The organism is Polaribacter sp. YIW18, from assembly GCF_057219325.1.
Map to the genome: position 1 here is coordinate 29,724 of NZ_JBXVVE010000011.1, position 19,264 is coordinate 48,987.

Annotated in this window: 1 protein-coding gene; it reads right to left on the reverse strand. The window is 37.8% G+C overall.

Annotated features, from left to right (window positions below; all coding sequences use genetic code 11):
* Window positions 1–7: 7 nt before the first annotated feature.
* A complete protein-coding gene (locus tag AC2D6T_RS10970; protein ID WP_484681520.1) occupies window positions 8–19,075 on the reverse strand; it encodes a PKD-like domain-containing protein in 19,068 nt (6,355 codons plus the stop codon).
* Between the last annotated feature and the right edge of the window lie 189 nt (window positions 19,076–19,264).

Sequence of the window (19,264 nt, forward strand, 5' to 3'; positions counted from 1 at the left end):
GTCTGTATTATTTTATAAGCATCAATTGACCCGTTTTCTCAACAACTTTTCCATCTATAGTTGTTGCTATTACGTAGTATTTATAATTTCCATTTTTTGGCTCATTATTTCCTTTTTCTACACCATTCCAACCCCAATTAGGATCTAATGCATCTACATCAGAGGTTATTTCATAAACAACATTCCCCCAAGGATCATAGACATACATGGAAACTTTTGTAAAGCCAATTAATGAAACTCTAAATAAATCATTTATTCCATCATCATTAGGAGAGAAAGCTGAAGGTGCCATAATATTTGCACCACGTCCTACAGTAATAGTTTGAGATACCGATCGCGAACAACCCAATCTATTGAAAACAGAGAGTGTAACTGTATAAACTCCATCAATTGTATAGGAATGGAAAACTGTTTTGAAACTATCTCCTTCAGAATTCGGAACTAAATCATCTGGATTAAAAAATACTTTAAAAGGAGAATTATCACCAAAATCCCAAACAATGTAATCGTATTCGGCGGGGATATCGCTAAGATCAACTGTATTGGTAAATTCTATACTTTCGTTAACATCAATAAAATTATGGGTAGAAAAATTAAGTGATGTATAATCAAAATCTGGCATCTCAATTTGCGTACTAATATTAATTGAATTCCAACATTCTTGATCATTCTTTACTTTTAGTACTCCAGAAGAGGCTGTTGGGTTATTAATTGCCAGTTCGTATGTAGAATCCCCTAAGGGTATATGAGGAACTAAAACATCATTATAATAGAAAGTTAGGTTTGGATCTAAACTTGTAACTTTAACTCTAATATTTCCTGGGTTATCAGCACATAATGAATCATCTAATTCAACATTTTCGATATTAAGCGAACTGTAATCAAATATTGTAAACAAATAAGGACTTGACTTACATGAATTACTATCTTCAATCGTTAAATAATACAATCCAGCGCGAAGGCCACAAATATTAAGGTAATTATTATTTGCAACAGTAACTGGAGTTAATGTTTCAGATGACGGATCTAAATACTCTAAAGAAAAGTTTGTATAAATTCCTGTGCCCCCAGTAAAATCAAAATTGGCACAACCCAAACTTCCTTCACAGGTTACATTAGACGTAGAAAGTAATGAAATTTTTACAGGCTCTACATTATCAATTACGTATGATTTTGTTGGAATTGCACATCCAAGAAGGTCGGTTCCTGTGATTGTATAAACTCCAGGTTCTAATCCTGTAATTGTTGCTTGATTTTGCTTGAAACCATTTGGTCCAGTCCAAGAAATAGCATACAAACCTGCTGCACTAGCACCACCTCGAATATCAATCGAAATTGAACCATCATTTTCACCATGACAAGAAACTTGTGTCACTTGTTCATCAAAAAAGGCAATGGGTGTTGAAACTTTTATAACTCCTGTTTTTACACGTTCACAAGGCAAGGTTGTTATAGCGTAATTGAACTCTCCAGAATCTATAGGTGTTCCAGAAATTACTAACTCTCCAGTAGCGTTGTCAAAATTCGAACTTATACCAAGCGGCAATCCTGTTACAGTTACTCCTGTAACACCAGTTAATTGATATACTATTGGGGTGATTGGTGTATTAAAATTGGATTGACATAATTGCTGGTCGTCAGTATCAACAGCAGAGGTTAATTCAATAGAAATATTGGTATTAATGTTCGTTATAGAAAATAATTGCGTCGCAACACATCCTGTTGTAACCACATTAAAATTAAAAGTACCAAATGTAGCTGGTGCTCCAGACACTGTGTATATTCCAGTACCAGCATCAAAATTTAAAACAAGGTTATCAGGTAAATCAAGAGGTTCTATTCCTGTTGCACCTCCTTCAATTGTAAACGTAATTGGCTCAATACTTCCACTTTGACAAATGGATTGGTTAATTGTTGAAGCATCGCTAGTTACTGTTATCATAGCCTCCTGTAGGATGTCTAATGTAAAAGATTCTGATGCTGCTACTCCACAAGACCCAACCGTTCTTACGATATAGTTTTGAGAAACACCCATCGCATTGGTAGGAGTTCCCGAGATTGTAACTATTCCTAAGTTTACAGAATACCCTAAACCAGCTGGCAACGAAGGAGTAATAGTAACATCATTAACTCCTGGAGACACCGAGAACACAACTGGATCTATAGGCGAATTTTGACAAGCAGTTTGAGTAGGATTATTAGAAATAAAGGATATGTCTTGATCTGAAGTTACTGTAATAACACCAGATAAAACATTGCTACAGCCTTCACTAGAACTGATTGTATAGTTATACACCCCACTTTGTGAAGGTACTCCAGAAATAATACCGGTTGTTGGATCAAAGGTAACACCTGGAATGGTTGGTGCCATTACAAGAGTTGAAGTGGTTGGTGAGATTGCATATTGGATTGGTGTTGCAAAAGCACTCCCCTCACATACAATTGGATCAGGATTTCCTGAAACTAAAGAAATAGTAGAATTATCTTTGATTACAATTGTACCTCCATAGGTATCCGAACTACAAATTCCATACGAATTAACCGTATAATTAAAAGTTCCTACATCACATGAAGCACCAGAAATAGTTAATATATTTGAAGAAATTGACCAAGTAATTCCAGCAGGCATACTCGGGGTAAATTGTACATCTCCCCCAGTAGCACCACCACCTAAGTTATATGATATTGGTGCTAAGGAATCACAAGAACAAAGCTCTTGATTTATTGTCGTTGGTGTCAACTCTGTAATTTCATCATTTGCATTCACAACGATAGAGCCTCCGTAAGATGAATTACATCCATTTGTTGAACCAGCTGTATTAACTTCATAATTAAAAGTACCTGAGCTTGTTGGATTTCCACTTATGGTTAATGTATTAAGAGTTGGGTCAAAAGTTGAAATCAAACCTGAAGGCAGCCCTGTTACAAAAGCACTTGTCGCAGACCCTCCAATCACATAAACGATTGGCGTAAGAGAAGTATTTTCACAAATAACTTGACTAACGGTACTAGAGTCCTGTGGTATAATCGTTCCTTGCTCTTGAACATCTACAAAAGCCTCGTTTGGTAGTGTAATATCTGTTGACACACAAGCTGTTGGTGTTGAAGAATCTGAAACACTAAGTAGCGTTATTACATTTGATCCTGAATTAGCAGTTGAAATTGAAACCGTAGCAGAGTTTGAGGTTCCACTAGAGGTAACTTGTTGAATTGGATCTGAATTTATTTGATACGTAAAAGTGTATGGCGCCACCCCATTTGAACCTTCAAAAGTGATAAAAGGTGCGGTATCGTTCTCACATACAAGGAAATTATTTAAGCCTGTAATTGTGGCCTTTGGACTAGGATTTACGGTTATTGTAAATACTTCTGTTGAACTACAGGTTTCTCCAGCATTCGTGTAAGTACTTGTAACAGTAATTGTTGCTATCTGTGGCGTTGACCCCGTATTTAGAGCTGGAAATGAAGAAATATCTCCAGTGCCATCTGCCTTTAATCCTATAGAAGTATTATCATTTACCCAAGAATAATTTACCGTACCTCCTGTGGTATTAGACACAAAAGTTATTGGCGAAGTCATTGCTCCGTTACAAACAGATTGATCTACAGGTGGTACTAAGTCTAAGACTGGATTTACCGTTATAAAGAATTCTTTTGAATCACCATTACAAGCAACACCGTCTTTTGTAAAGATCGGTGTGACTGTAATTGTAGACACATTTGGAGCTGAACCCGTATTAAGTACTGTAAAGGGTAAAATAGGTCCTATTCCACTAGCTCCTAAACCTGTACTGGTGTTATCGTTAGTCCAAGTATAAGTGGTCGTACCAAGTGTATTTAACGAGTTAAAATTAATCTCGGTTGATAAATCCCCAGCACATAGGGTTTGATCTGTTGGCTGTATTATATGAGCACTTGGATTTACTGTAATAGTAAATTCTTTAGAGGGCCCTTCACATGAAACCGAATCATTTGTATACGTTGGAGTAACCGTAATTGTAGCTACAACCGGTGTAAAACCATTATTTTCTGCTGTAAAAGATGGAATATCATCACCAGAGCCATTTGCAGCTAATCCAATAGTTGTATTGTTATTAACCCAACTATAGGTTGTTGTTCCACCCAAATTATTTGATGAAAAGCTTACTAAGTTTGTATTCTCACCATTACAAAGAACCTGAGATATTGGAGTGTTCAATTCTGCGGTTGGGTTAACTGTAATTGTATACGTTTGGGGTGGTCCTGCACAACTTACTCCTGAATTATTATAAATTGGTGTAACTTCTATAGATGCAACAACTGGAATATTGCCAGAATTTTTAGCAACAAACGAAGGTATATTTCCTGTTCCTGTAGCATCCAATCCGATACTTGGATTATTATTAACCCATTCATAAGTTGTAGCTCCTGAACTATTTACTGTAGAAAAATTCACAGAAGTAGTGGAATCCGAATTACAAACCGTTTGGTTTGGAGGTAAAACTACATTTGCTGAAGGGTTAACCGTAATTGTAAAGGGTAATGTTGAACCCACACAACTTACTCCTCCATTTGTGTAAGTAGGAGTTACTTGTATTGTAGCAACTGAAGGTACTTGCCCTGTATTAGTTGCTATAAAAGATAGGGTATTCCCTGTTCCTGTAAGATCCAATCCAATTGATGGATTATTATTAGACCATTCGTAAGTAGTGGTTCCACCTAAATTATTAGAATCAAAATTATAAAAGAATGTTTCTCCAGCACAAATAACTTGTGCATCGGGTTGAATCATTTCAGGTTCAGGATTGACTTCAATTGTAAAGGTTTTTGGAACGCCTTGACAACTTACTCCTCCATTTTCGTAAAATGGAGTTACAACAATAGTTCCAACAGCCACAGTATTTGTACTGTTATAGGCCACAAAAGAAGGAACTGTTCCTACTCCTGAAGCTGCTAATCCAATACTTGGATTTGAATTGGTCCAACTAAATGTGGTTGTTCCAGCGGTATTTGAAGTTGTAAAGTTGACAGGTGTTGTAGAATCGCCATTACACACAATTTGAGACGCCGGTTGATCTACCTGACCAGTCGGGTTTATTGTAATTGTAAACGTTTTTGGAGGTCCAGAACAAGAAACACCACCATTGATATATGTTGGAGTTACGGTTATAGTAGATACAACTGGACTTGCATTCAAATTGGAGGCTGTAAATGTTGGAATATTTCCGGTTCCTGATGCAGCTAAACCTATAGACGTATCAGAATTTGTCCAACTATATGTTGTTAATCCAACAGTATTGGCAGATGTAAAGGACACATTGGTAGATTCGCCGTTACATAATACCTGCGGGGCTGGTTGATTCACCTGTGCTTTGGGATTGACTGTAATGGTATATGTTTTTGAAGGTCCAGAGCATATTACCCCTGCATTATCAAAAGATGGAGTTACCGTAATTGTAGACACTAAAGGTGCTGTTCCAGTATTTGTTGCCGTAAAAGTAGGAACATCACCAGTATCACTGCTTACGTTTAATCCTGTTGATAAATTATCATTTGTCCATGAATACGTGGTTGTACCTACTGTATTTGAGGTACTAAAGCTAGTAGCAGCTACCGTATCACCATCGCAAACCACTAAAGAAAGAGGCTGATTAACTTGTGCAGAAGGATTCACTGTAATCTCAAAATCCTCTGGATCCCCAACACAACTTACACCCTCATTGGTAAATGTAGGTGTAACCGTAAGACTTGCAGTTATTGGTGCATTTCCTGTATTAACAACCGAGAATGCTGGAATCGATCCAACTCCTGATGCAGGAATTCCAATACTTGGTGTATTATTGGTCCATGCATATGTGGTAGTCCCTACACTATTGGATGTCGTAAAGTCAACTGTTGTAGTATCTCCATCACATAAAATTTGTGAATCTGGAGTTACCATAGTTGGATTCGGGTTGACTGTAATTGTAAAAATTTTATTTGGCCCAACACAATCTACACCATTATAACTAAATGTTGGAGTAACTATAATTGTTGAAGTTATAGGCGTTATTCCAGAATTTGTAGTGGTGAATGATATGGTAGATCCAGAACCAGAACTGCTTAAACCAATTGCAGAATTACTATTTGTCCAGTTATATGTTGTTGTGCCCACCGTATTTGATGTGGTAAAATTGATAACTGCTAAATCAAATGCACAAAAAACTTCGTCTGAAGGTGGATTCATTTCAGCGGCAGGATTTACTGTAATTGTAAACGTTTCTGGTAGACCAGTACAACTAGAACCATTTTCTGTATACGTAGGTGTCACTGTAATCGTGGCAGTCTGAGGAATCGTACTTGTATTGGTTGCTGAAAATGCAGAGATATCTCCAGTTCCTGAAGCTAATATAGAGCCAATAGACGTATTATTATTTGTCCAAGCGTACGTTGTTCCAACTGTTGTGCTTGTAAATTCGATTTTTGGTATTAATTCACCTGCACATACAGTTGTTGATCCAATCGGATTCACTTGTGCAGATGGATTGACCGTTATCGTAAAGGACTTTGGAGTTCCAGAGCAAGAAACCAAACCATTTGTAAATGTTGGTGTTACTGTGATATTTGCAGTTTGAGGAATTCCGGTAGAATTTTTTGCTATAAAAGAATTTATATTACCCAATCCAGTAGAATTCAGGCCAATATTTACATTATCATTAGTCCAATCATAAGTGGTTGTACCACCAGTATTTAAAGTATCGAAATCTATATCTGGCACTAATTCTCCTTCACAAAGTATCAAAGCTGTTGGTTGATTTACTTGAGCTGAAGGGTTTACCGTAAGCTGAAATGTTTCTGGTGGACCAGAACAAACCTGACCATTAAAGGTATACGTTGGAGTTACAACTATAGTTGCAACTTGTGGTGTTGTGGTGATATTAGTTGCTGTAAATGCAGCAATATCTGTAGAACCAGTTGGAGCTAAGCCTATAGAAGTATTATCGTTCGTCCAACTGTAAGTAGTCGTTCCTGAAGTATTTGAAGTTGAAAATGTAATTGGAGTAGTACTATCTCCATTACATACTACTTCTGAAGGAATTGGATTGACTTGAGCTGCCGGATTTACTGTAATTTTAAATGTTTTAGGAGAACCTGTACAAGAAATCCCTTCGTTATCAAACGTAGGTGTTACTTCTATAATTGCTTCTTGACTTATTGAAGAAGTATTCGTCATTGTTACCCCTGAAATAGGTCCAGAACCTGTTAATGGTAATCCTATAGAAGAGTTATCATTAGTCCATGTAAACCCTGAGACTCCCCCATTATTAGTTGTTACAAAATTTATATCTAATGTTTCACCTGCACATAAAACCTGATCTACGGGTTGATCAACATTTGGTTCTGGGTTCACCACAACATTAAATGTAATTGTACCTCCAGTACATCCATCTGAATTTGGAGGCAGTAATGCTGTATATACAACTGTTATAGGAGCAGTTGTAACATTTGTTAAAACTTCACTTATCGTATTGGCTCCGCTGGTTCCGGGTTCCGTAATTCCTGTAACAGTCGCTCTAGTCCAATTAATATTACCTGTAGTATTGGAGGTTAAAGTATGATTAAATGAATCGCCAGAACAAATAGCAGCTAATGGTGTAGAAGAAGTTAGGGTTGGTATCGGATGAACATCAACTGTAATAGTTGCTGAATTAGTACAACCATCTTGTGAAGTTAACGTGATAATATAATTAACTGGAATTGTTACAGAACTTGTATTTGTTAGAGTTTCGCTAATTATTCCTGTTCCTGATCCTGCAGTATTTGAAATTCCAGAAACGACTGCTCTAGTCCAACTATAGGTTGTACTAGCAAATTCCGAAGTTGGTACATATTCAAAAGTTTCATCACTACAAATTGATGGTGGAGTCAATGTACTCGTCAAAGTTGGTTGTGATTGAACTGATATAGGTAAAGCTGCAGAAGAAGCTCCTAGTCCACAAGAATTATTTCCTTGAACAGATAAATCTCCTGAAGTAACCAAAGCCGTAAACGGAATAGAAATTGAATTGGTTGTTGTAGAAATTGTACTACCGTCAGGTAATGTCCACAAATAAGAATCTGCATTTGGAATTATTGTGGTTGTATAATCATGAGTCGATCCAGCACACACTATTTGTTGTCCAGAAACGATTCCCGTAGTTGGCAGTTCATTAATAGTAATTGGTAATGTAGAATTTGGACTACTACCACAGCCATTTACACCATTTACAGAAACATTTCCTGAAACTGCGTTAGCATCATAATTAACGCTAATTGAGTTAGTACCTTGACCAGAATCAATTGTAGCGCCTGTAGGCACTTGCCAATCATAAGTAATTACATTTGAATTCACCGGAACAGTATATACAACTCCAGTATTTCCTTGACAAACAGTATTTAATCCTGTAATAGCTCCTAAACTTGGAATGGTACAATTGATTGTTAATGTTACTGAATCTGATTTTGTCTCTGAACTACATGCTCCTACACCATTGGCGGTTAATGTTAAAACTTCTGGAGTACAACTATTACTAAATGATTCATAAACAACAGGAGTTCCTAAGTTAAAATTACCCGATAAACTTCCTGATGTGGTCCAACTTGTGGAACTAGCATTAGATACATTTGTTCCAAGGATTGTAAAAGGAGCAATTGCTGTTCCTGGAATGTAACATATGGCACCATCATCACCTGCTTCTACGGATGGAAGCGCTTGTGTGGTAACTGTAATTTCTTTAACGGCATTATCTGCACAAGACGATAATGGAGTTGCTACAAGACGAATTCTTGTTACTGCATTGTTAAGAATGTCTGGACCTAAACCTGAATTAAAAACTCCAGTTGTTGGGTCTACGCTTCCAGGACCATCAATAACACTCCATGTAAGTGTGTCATAATTGGTTCCCGATCCGTTTAACGCAACACCAGTTGTATTGCTAGCACAAATACTTATATCTGTTGCAGAAACTGTTGGCTTCTTAATTATGTTTAGTAACATAAAGCTACTATCCACAGCACAACTACTATTTCCTGAGCCTGTAATTGTGAGATAAACATATCCTCTATTTATATCATCTATACTTGGAATATATTCGGGATTTACAGCCGTTGGATCTGTAAATGAACCAGGCAAATAAGTACTTGAAGAGGTACCATTGCTGTTTTCAGAACTTATCCAAGAAACAGACGTTGCACTTGAAGAAGCGTCTAATAAAGCATAGGGTTCTGATTCGCAAATCGATGCATTCACTCCTGCAAAGACTCCTACTCCACTTGCTATAGTAACTTTTATAACATCTGTTACAAATGAGCCACAAGCTGTATTGGAAACTCTAATTGTTAAATACACATACCCTAGGTCGATATCATCTTGTGAGGGTATATAACTCGGGTTTAATATTGTATTATCATTGTTTGAAAATGTACCACCTACATAAGCACCTGAAGACGATCCATCACTATTTTGGGAATTCGTCCAAGTTATGCTATCTGCGTTTGTAACCGTTGTGTTTACAATATTGATATTAGCGCCCTCACAAATGGTAAAATCAGGAACAACAGAAACTGTTGGTTGCGGCTTAATTGTTACGGTCATTGAGTCGGATACATCTCCGGTACATGGAGCAATACTTGTAGCAGTTAGTGTAAGGTCTATATCTCCCGTTTCATTAACACCTGGAATATATTTTGGATTTAATGTGTTAATAGTAGCTGGATCAATATTTCCTGTTCCGTTATGAGACCATTCATATGTTGAGAAATTTGTGACTGAGGCTCCATTCCCTGAAACTATAATATCATCCCCCTCACAGAATGCTAATGATGTACCTGCTTCTATTTCTAAAAGTGGTTGTAAATTAACAGTAATTGTCTCGCTTAATGTTGTTGTACAACCTGGTTTAGCTAAAGTTTCTACCCTAAGTAAAACAAAACCATTAGCGATTTCATTTACTGAAGGTGTAAAGCTTGGTGTTTCTGTATGAGCGTTTGTTAAGACTCCTGGAGTACCAGATGCACCTGTAATATTTGTCCAAAGAATAGATGTAGCATTACTTACATCTATCAAATCTGGCATAGTAAAGGTTTCACCACACATTGTAATTGTATTCGTCGTCGCTGAAAGTGTTGTATCTTGATTGATAAAAATCGTCATTTGATCCAAAACAGCAACTTGTGAACATGCTCCATTAGGCATCGCAGAAAGCGTTAGAGTTACAGAAGTCGTATCATTAGAGCCAAGGCTGTAGGTTGGATTAATTGTACTACTAGAATAATCAAATGTACCATTTCCTGAAGTAGACCATGTAATACTACTGTAATTACTAGCAGTTGCCGAACTCAAAATAACATCTGTACCTTCACAAATATCAAAAATATCTGAGCCTGCACTTACAATTGGACTTGCGTAAAGAGTTAAAACCATCGAATCTGTTGATGAACCACATCCGTTGGTTGAATTTGATATGAGATCAAACTGTATGTCTTTGAATCCTGTAGCAGAGTTAAAATCAGTTGGACCAGGGATGTATATTGGTTGTAATGGATCTGCTGTAGACTGAAGAGTTCCACTACCGTTGGAAGTTACCCAAGAATAGGTTGTAGAAGCATCTGCATCTACAACAGAACCAAGTAGTTGATAAGAAGATTGCCCTTCACAAAGCATAGCATCGTTACCAGCATTAACTACTGGAGCAGCGTTTATTTCTAGATTAAAACTATCTCTAATCGACACTGGACATACGCCATTTCCAACAGCAGTTAAAGTTACAACAGCTGTTCCTGTTGCTCCAGCATCTGAGGCTATTACAGGGGTTAATGTACTTTGACCAGAAACAATCTGAGCAGGACCTGTAACACTCCATGTATATGTAAATGCGTTTAAAACACTTGCTCCAACTACAGTATATGTTTCAGTAACACAAATAGAAGCGTCAACTCCTGCCTCAACAATTGGTTTTGGAATAATTTCCAATTGTATAGGGCTTGAATCACTTGAACAAGATCCTGAAGTTGAAGAAGCAGTTAGGATTAAGTCTACTGTACCTGTTTGACCAGGAGCCGGGGTATAAATTGTTGCTAAATCATCATTTGGTGTAAATGTTCCTAATCCGTTTGATGAAGTCCATGATACTGAACCATAATTAGAGGCGGATATTTCAGAATTTGAAAGGATCAACGGTTCGCCTTCACAAATAGTACGAGTCGATGGTACCACAACAATTGGACTTGGAACTATGGTAATCGTTTTTGTACTTGTAGCCGAAGTATTACAAGAATCATATCCATTAACGCTTAGTGTTAAAATGATATCTCCTGTGGCACCAGCAGTAGGTAAAATTACTGGATTTAAATCATTTTGGGTACCCGCTTGAATGGTTGCAGGCCCTGTTAGAGACCAGTTGATATTTGTTGAAACTGATGCGTTATAATTGGATGCAAACGCGTCATTAATTTGATAAGAAGCTGTTCCTTCACAAATAGATATTGGAGCTCCCGCATCTGCAGTTGGTTTACTTTCAATTAAAACTTCTAGAGAATAAGTAGCGTCTGGACAATTTGTATTTGAAAAACCTGTAATCGTTAAAGTAACACGTCCTAAACTTAAATCTAAAGCAGAAGGTGTATAGATTGTGTTTAAATTGGTTGGATCTGCAAAACCTGAAGTTGAGGCAGTAGAACTTGTTGACCATAAAATACTCGAGGAGTCTGGCGCTAATCCAACTAATGAGATTGTATCTCCTTCGCAAATAGAAGAAGGTGCTGTAAAACTAACCGTTTGTTCTGGGTTAAAGTTTAATGTAATTGTATCAGATACATCAAATGCACTTCCACATTCTGCATCTGCAAGCGCTGTAACTTTCAAAACAACTTGACCGGCAAGAAGTTGTGAAGCTGTTGGTGTAAAAGTGGGGTTTAAATCGTTTGGATTACTAAACCCTGCACTACTTCCGGTGCCATCCTCTGTCCATAAAACAGAGTCATAATTCGTAGCAGTAACTCCAGAAATTACAAATGGCTCTGAGCTACATACTTCCTGAATGGACTGCCCAACATCAATTGTTGGTTTCGGTTGAACAACCACTTTAAGAGTTTGAACATAAGGCGCACAAGTTTCTGAAGTTGTTGATGTTAATTGAATCTCAAAATCATTCTCATTTTCTGGAAATTGATTAAAAGTAGCAGTATCTGAGTTGGCACCCACAAAGGTTCCATGACTTCCATTAATTTCGGTCCATGCTACGGTATTTCCATCCGGATTTAACGCAGTCGCAGTATAAGGTTCTCCAGCACAAACTGCTGCAAGAGAACTTATTGTTGCATTAGGGGCTTTGTCTATGACAATTGTAATTTCTTCAAAATCTGAAGAAGAACAAGGCGCATCACTCGTTGCCGTTAAACGTAAGGTCACAAACCCGTTATCAATGTCGTCTTGATTGAATGTATAGGAAGGATTTAGAATCTCTGAGTTTGAAAACGTTCCTGTGCCACCAACTGGATTTACTCGAGTCCATTTTACTGTATTAGTTAAATCTTCAACCGAATTTCCTGATAAATTATAGGTCTTTTGAGAACTACAAACCTTATCATTAAGCGTTGTCATAGAAACTACTGGAGTTTTAATAACATTCATTGTAAATTGTTGTGTGGTTGGTTCATCACAAGGTGAAATTCCATCGACACTTATCTGAATCACAACTGTATCACTATCCGGAGCAGGTACATACGTTGGACTTGCTGTATTTCCATCTATTAAGGTTCCTGTTCCACTAATTATTGTCCAATTGATAGTGTTAGAATCATGGTTGGTAAAAGTGGCTGTCAAAAGCTTATTATCCCCCTCACAGAAAAACCCATCATCTGTAAAATCGATCGTCGCTAAAGGGTTAATATTTAATTTAAATGTTTCTTTGATTTGAGTACTACATGGGGCTGTTGGGTTTAATGTAAAAATTAAATTTACAAAACCAGCAGCAATATCGGCTGGTGTAGGCTCATAAGATGGGGTTAAGGTATTGTTTCCTAATAATGTACCTGAACCAGAAGCTGACCAGTTGTAAGTGTCAACAGAACTTACATTTTCTATAAAGACTGTTCCTGTTGGGATGGTATAGCTCGTTTGCGATTCACAAATTGTATCTTCGTTTGTTGTTAGAGTAACAACTGGATCTCTAGTAATCGTATGCGTAATTGTCTTCGAAATTGTTCCAACACAAGGTGCAATAGCGTCTGCAGTAACAACTAATTCAACCAAACCGTTTGCAATTTCATTAGGCCCAGGTGTATATTCCGTTGTAATGTTATTACTAGATGCTGTAAAATTTCCATCACCTCCATTATTAGACCAAACAAGGTTTGTAACATTGGTTTCTGTTGCATCTAAAATAGAGATACTAGCACCTTCACAAATATTTTGTGATACTCCTGGGAATAATTCAGGTTTTTCCTGAATAGGGATTCGTACAACTTCCACAACATCAGTAGCACAAGGTGCGTTAGGAGCAACCGTAAGTGTCAAATCTATGAAGCCGTTGGAAATATCTGTAGCACTTGGGGTTACTAGTGGACTCAAAGTCGTAGGGCTTGCAATAGTTGTACCTGTAGTTGATGTCCAAATAAATGAATCTGCATTATTAATCGTAGTACCTGCCAGCGCAACATTGGTTTCATCTTCACAAATTGGATTTTGTGGCGTTACCACTATAACCTCTGGTGAATCTACAAAAGTCACAACCATTGAAGTGACATTATCCGCCGTACATGGATCTAAGGCTTTCGCAGTTAAAGTTAAGGTTACCGATCCATTAGCTAAATCTCCAGGTCCTGGCGTATAAGTTGGGTTTATAATATTGTCAACATCAAATGTTCCATCTCCTGATCCGTTGGACCAAACTAAATTATTAGCGGTTGTTGTATCAAAAGTAGCCGTAGTAATTTGAAAAGGCAGAGCACATTCCGTTAAGTTTACACCTGCATCAGCAACCGGTAAAACCTGAAATAAAAGATCAAAACTTTCGGTTACCTCAACTGTACAGGAAGTAACAGCATCAACAGTAATTGTTAAGGTAACACTACCAGCCGCTAAATCAGCAGCAGACGGAGTATAAATTGGGTTCAAAGGATCACCAGAAGTTGTAAAAACTCCGGTACCCGTAGTTTCCCAAACAATAGAATTTGTATCATAAGCCGTAGCTGGAGCAATGGACACACCTCCTATGCCAAATGTATTTTGATCGATACATATTGAAGTTGTTGGTGGAACCGTAATAACCGGTAGTTTTTGTAACTCAAGTAGAATTGTATCCGTTACCACATCAAAGCATGGTGCTAAGCCGGTTGCGGTAACAGTTAGTGTTACTGATCCTGCTAAAAAGTCTGCCGCGGACGGCGTATATTCTGCTGTATCAATTGAGTTTTGATTACTCCATGTCCCGCTTCCATTAGAGTCCCAAAACACACTTGAAGCATTAGCAACTGATGCTGAAGTTGTTGTATAAAATGTGCCTTCACAGATGGTTTGTGGTGAAACTCCCGCATCTACAGCTACATCCTCTACAAAATTTAGCGTAACTGTAGCAGTGCTACTAGAATTACAATTGCTTGGATCACGCGCTGCTTCTAGTGTTAATACAACAGAACCTGTAGCTATATCTCCTGCTGTAGGTGTGTAAAATATGGCATCTGTAGTATTTGCGGGCGTATTGGTTGGTGTAAAACCTGAAGTGCCTGTACTTGAACTTGTCCAAGTAAGCGTATCAAAATCCATGGCAGTTACACCAGTAATTTCTACAGGTACACCTGCATTGGTGCAGACATCAATGGTTGGGTTAAGTACATTGATACTTGGAACTCTGTTGATGGTTAAAGTCATTTGATCAACAGCATCGTTAAAGCAAGGAGCGTCTGTATTACTAGCTGTTAAACTAAGAACTACAGAACCATTATTTTCATCACTTATCCCTGGATTATATTTAGGTGTTAGTGTATTTCCTCCCGTAAAAGTACCATCTCCTGAAGTTGTCCATATGAGACCAGTAGCGCCGCCACTTCCACTAAAAAATGACGCGTTTGCAGTGGTAATTTGAAAATCTTCTCCTTCGCAAATATTCGCATCATCACCTGCATCAGCGGTTGGGTTAGGCACAATAACTAATTCAACTGTAGAAAATACTGGAGAACTACATGGAGTTAATGGTTGTGCTTCAAGCGTAAAAACAATGGTTCCTGCTGTTTCACTGGGCGATGACGTATAGGTTGGATTTAAGGTATCATCATCAACAAAGGTCCCAGAACCTCCACTTCGCGTCCAAGTTACAGAAGAGTTGTTGGTAGCTGACCCCGTAAATACATAAGATTGCCCTTGGCAGATTTCTACAGCCGTACCTGCATTTGCAGTAGGGTTTGGTTGTATGGTAATGGTAACAGAATCTGACACATCTGTACATGTGTTTTGCGAAGCCTTTAATGTAAACGTTACCGAACCTCTTGCGATATCTGCAGGACTAAAAGTATAAATTGGATTTAAATTATCAATTGTATTATCAAATGAACCAGAACCATTAGCTGTAGTCCAAACAGTACTTCCAGCATTTTGTTGAAATCCCGCTAACTGATAGGTTCCTTGCGTTTCACAAATCGTTTGATCACCACCAGCGTCTACTGTGGGTATGGTATTTATCGTATAAATTACTGAGTCTGTCGCTGGTACAGCGCAAGGACTTACAGGATCTACTGTAATGGTAAAGGTAACATTAGTTCCTAAATCACTCGCAGCTGGAGTATAGATAGGATTCGGTACATTTGCATTATTAAATGATCCATTCCCATTTGTCGTCCATGTAATTAACCCAGGATTAGACAATACCGTTGGAGAAAGATTAATTGGGGTAGTTTCATTCGCACATACGGTAATATCAGCACCTAAATTTACAACAGGATCTCTTTCAATCGTTAATATTAAATCGCTAGTAGCTGTTAAGCATGGGGTATTACCATCCGCAGATAAGGTAAGTGTTACAGATCCTGTAGCAATATCATTTGGGCCAGGCACATAGGTAGGAGTTAATGAATTTGGATTTGAAAAAGTTCCATCACCGCCGTTGTTATCCCAACTTATGCTACTATTATTAATATTATCTGCTGTACCACTTAAAAATAAATTTTCTCCCTCGCATATGCTTGCAGTTGCAGGGCCAGCATCAACTTCTGCTGGAGGAATGATTGTTACTAAAACGGTATCTGTTCTAGGTGAACAATTGGCCCCAGAATTAGTTACTAATGTAAAGGGTATCCCTCCTGGATAAAGTGTATTCGCATTGGCAATATCGGCAGCACTCGGGGTGTATACTGGTGTTGCAGTATTAGCTGGTGATAAAGTTCCACTTATTCCCGAAGGAGCAGACCAACTATATGAAGTCGCAAATTCAGAGCCCGTACCATCTAAGGTAGTGGAACTATCACCACATACTTGTAGAGCTGTACCTGCATCTGCAACTGATTGTCTATCAATAGTTATATTTACGTCTTGAGGAGGTAAAGCAACATTACAGGTATTGGTTACTGTTAATCTTACTATTGCACTTCCAGCAGCTATTCCAGTTGCTGAAGGCGTAAATTCTACTTCTATTCCAGAGGGTAGTACAGCTAAAGTACCTGCACCAGCTGGCACTACTTCCCAAATTGCTGTATTGTAATTTCCTGTAATGTTGGCTTGGATAAGCTCGTCCAAATCCGATTCACAGATAGATCGACTCGTGCCCCCTGTAAATGAAATTCCAGGCTCAGGTTCTACAGTGATGGTTACACTATTACTTGTTGTACAGCCATTTGCTGTGGTTTCTGTAAGGGTAAATGTCGTAGTTACGGTAGGACTAACCGTTGGATTTGAGTCTGTAGAGCTTACTCCTGGCGGCGTCCAAGTGTAGCTTGGTACTGCTGTCCAACTATAGGTAGATCCTGGCACTGAAGGTGCACCAATAGCAATATTAGCGCCAGCACAAATACTAGCGTCACTAATTACCGTAGCGGCAGGTAAAGGATCTACGGTAACCTGAAAGGTGTCTTCCGAGAAACATCCAGTTGTATCATCTGTTATTCTATATGTATATGTTTCTGGACCACCTGCAGCACTAAATGTTCTGGTAGGTTGTGCTAAAGTACTGGTCCATCCAGAAGTTGATGTCCATAAATACGAATAACCAGGTACAGGAGGATCTCCAAAAGTACGGCTTTCGTTTAAACAAATGGTTTGGTTAGGAATATCACTAATAGCAGGTGCTGTAGCTACAGTAACTGAAGCTTCTGGAGAGTAAATTGTAGGACACACACCGCTAGAAAGACGTACTCTAAAATCTGTAGATTCTGTTAATGTAGTTGAAGTATAAGTAGCTGCTGTCGTTGGATTTGGCACTGGAGTCCAACTTCCTAAAGTTGTATTATTATACTCCCACCCTAATATAGTACCACTAAAACTAGAAAAGTTTAAGGTTACAGTAGAATTTTCACAAATCGTAGAGGATCCTGAGACTACTAATACACCCTCTGTTGTAATGGGTTGTACAGTAACCGTAGTAGATGCAGAAGGCGTTGGTGTACAAGAACCACTAACAACCATCGCTCTAAAACGTGTTGTTTCCGTTAAAAAATCTGATGTATACACTGTTAGGCCAATAGTTCCTGGAATATCAACCCAATTTGCACCCCCGTCTGTTGAAGACTGCCATCTATCTACAGTTCCGTTATTTCCTGTAAGGGTAAGCATATCGCTTGGCGTATTGAAACAAATAGCTGAACCCCCTGAAACATTACCTGCTACTATGGCTGGAGAGACTGATATATCAATAGGGGTAGAAAAAGCCTCATTACAAGATGGATTGCTTTGAACAACAGCTCTGTATGCTGTATCTAAATTAGGACTTACAGATAGCGAGTTGGTAGAATTTGGGATGGATGTTATATTGGCAAAACCATCTGTTGAAGACTCCCATTTAATAATTTTCCCTACATGACCACTTAATGTAAGATTTGTAGACTCTCCTTCACATATACTAGAGTTTGCTGCAGTTAAACTTCCTCCGTCGCTAGCAGGAAAAACTGTAATAGTAAAATCAGTAGGATTTCCTTCACAACCTCTGTATTCTGGCGTTACAGTAATAGTAGAAGTAATAGCTGTTGTACCTGAGTTAGTAGCCGTAAAAACAGGAATTGGAGAACCAACACCTGATGGAGCTAGCCCAATAGCTGTATTGCTATTAGTCCAGGTATAAGTAACATCTGTACCTCCATTGGGTGAAAGAGAATTAAAAGCTATTTGTGTAGTTGTTTCTCCTGCACAGAATTCTAAATTCCCTATAGCCTCAATAACAGGCAAAGGATTAACTGTAATATCAAAAGTAACTGGCGCACCTTCACAACCATTGATAATTGGAAAGACTTGAATTGTTCCAGAAATTGGTTCATTTGTAGCATTTGCCGCCACAAAAGACGGAAATTCATAGGGAGCACTATTGATTGTTCCAGAGCCTGCTAAACCTATACTTGTATTATTATTATCCCATCTATATGAAACAGTTCCTACTGAAGGGGAAGAAGGAATAGCACTAAGCGGAATTTCAGTAAAAGATTCTCCAATACAAAGTTCATAGTTTGCATCAAAGACGGTTGTTATTTCTGCGGCTATAAAAGTAAAGGGAATTGTTGTTCCGCTATTATCGACATCAACATCATATTGCCTACTTGTTAAAGGAGTCCCATTAACATCACAAGGTATTGTAATTTCAATTTCTGTAGGGCTGATATAATTGACGTTAGCAGGATCTAAATCAAAACCATCAAATTGAACAGTTGAACTATTTGTAAATCCAGTACCCGTAATAGTAACAATAGTTCCAGCATGACCACTTGTAGGATTTAATGTAGCTGGTGGCTGTGAGGAGATTGTGGGAACAACTAGTAGACTAGAGTTTAAATTATTGTTTTTAATATTGGTTTTATCGTCTTTTATACTGGTTGAAAAACCACTAAAAAAAAACATTAAAAAAGATGATAGAAGTAAAATTCTAAATAAATTTCTCTTATTCATATAGGGGGGGGTAATTATTAGTCAATTGAATTTATTAACAAATATATGCAAATTGTTAATAACATTATTAAGATTCATAAAAAAAAACAATGTGTATTTATTAACTAATTATTTTTCAAAAACTTACAAAATAAAGTCCGTTTTTAAAATCACATTTTCAAAAATGACTACAAGAGCAAGCAACAAACA

Bases quoted from the DNA above. Each gene is read 5' to 3' on its own strand.
- AC2D6T_RS10970 (WP_484681520.1), bottom strand. From the start codon at position 19,075: ATGAATAAGAGAAATTTATTTAGAATTTTACTTCTATCATCTTTTTTA.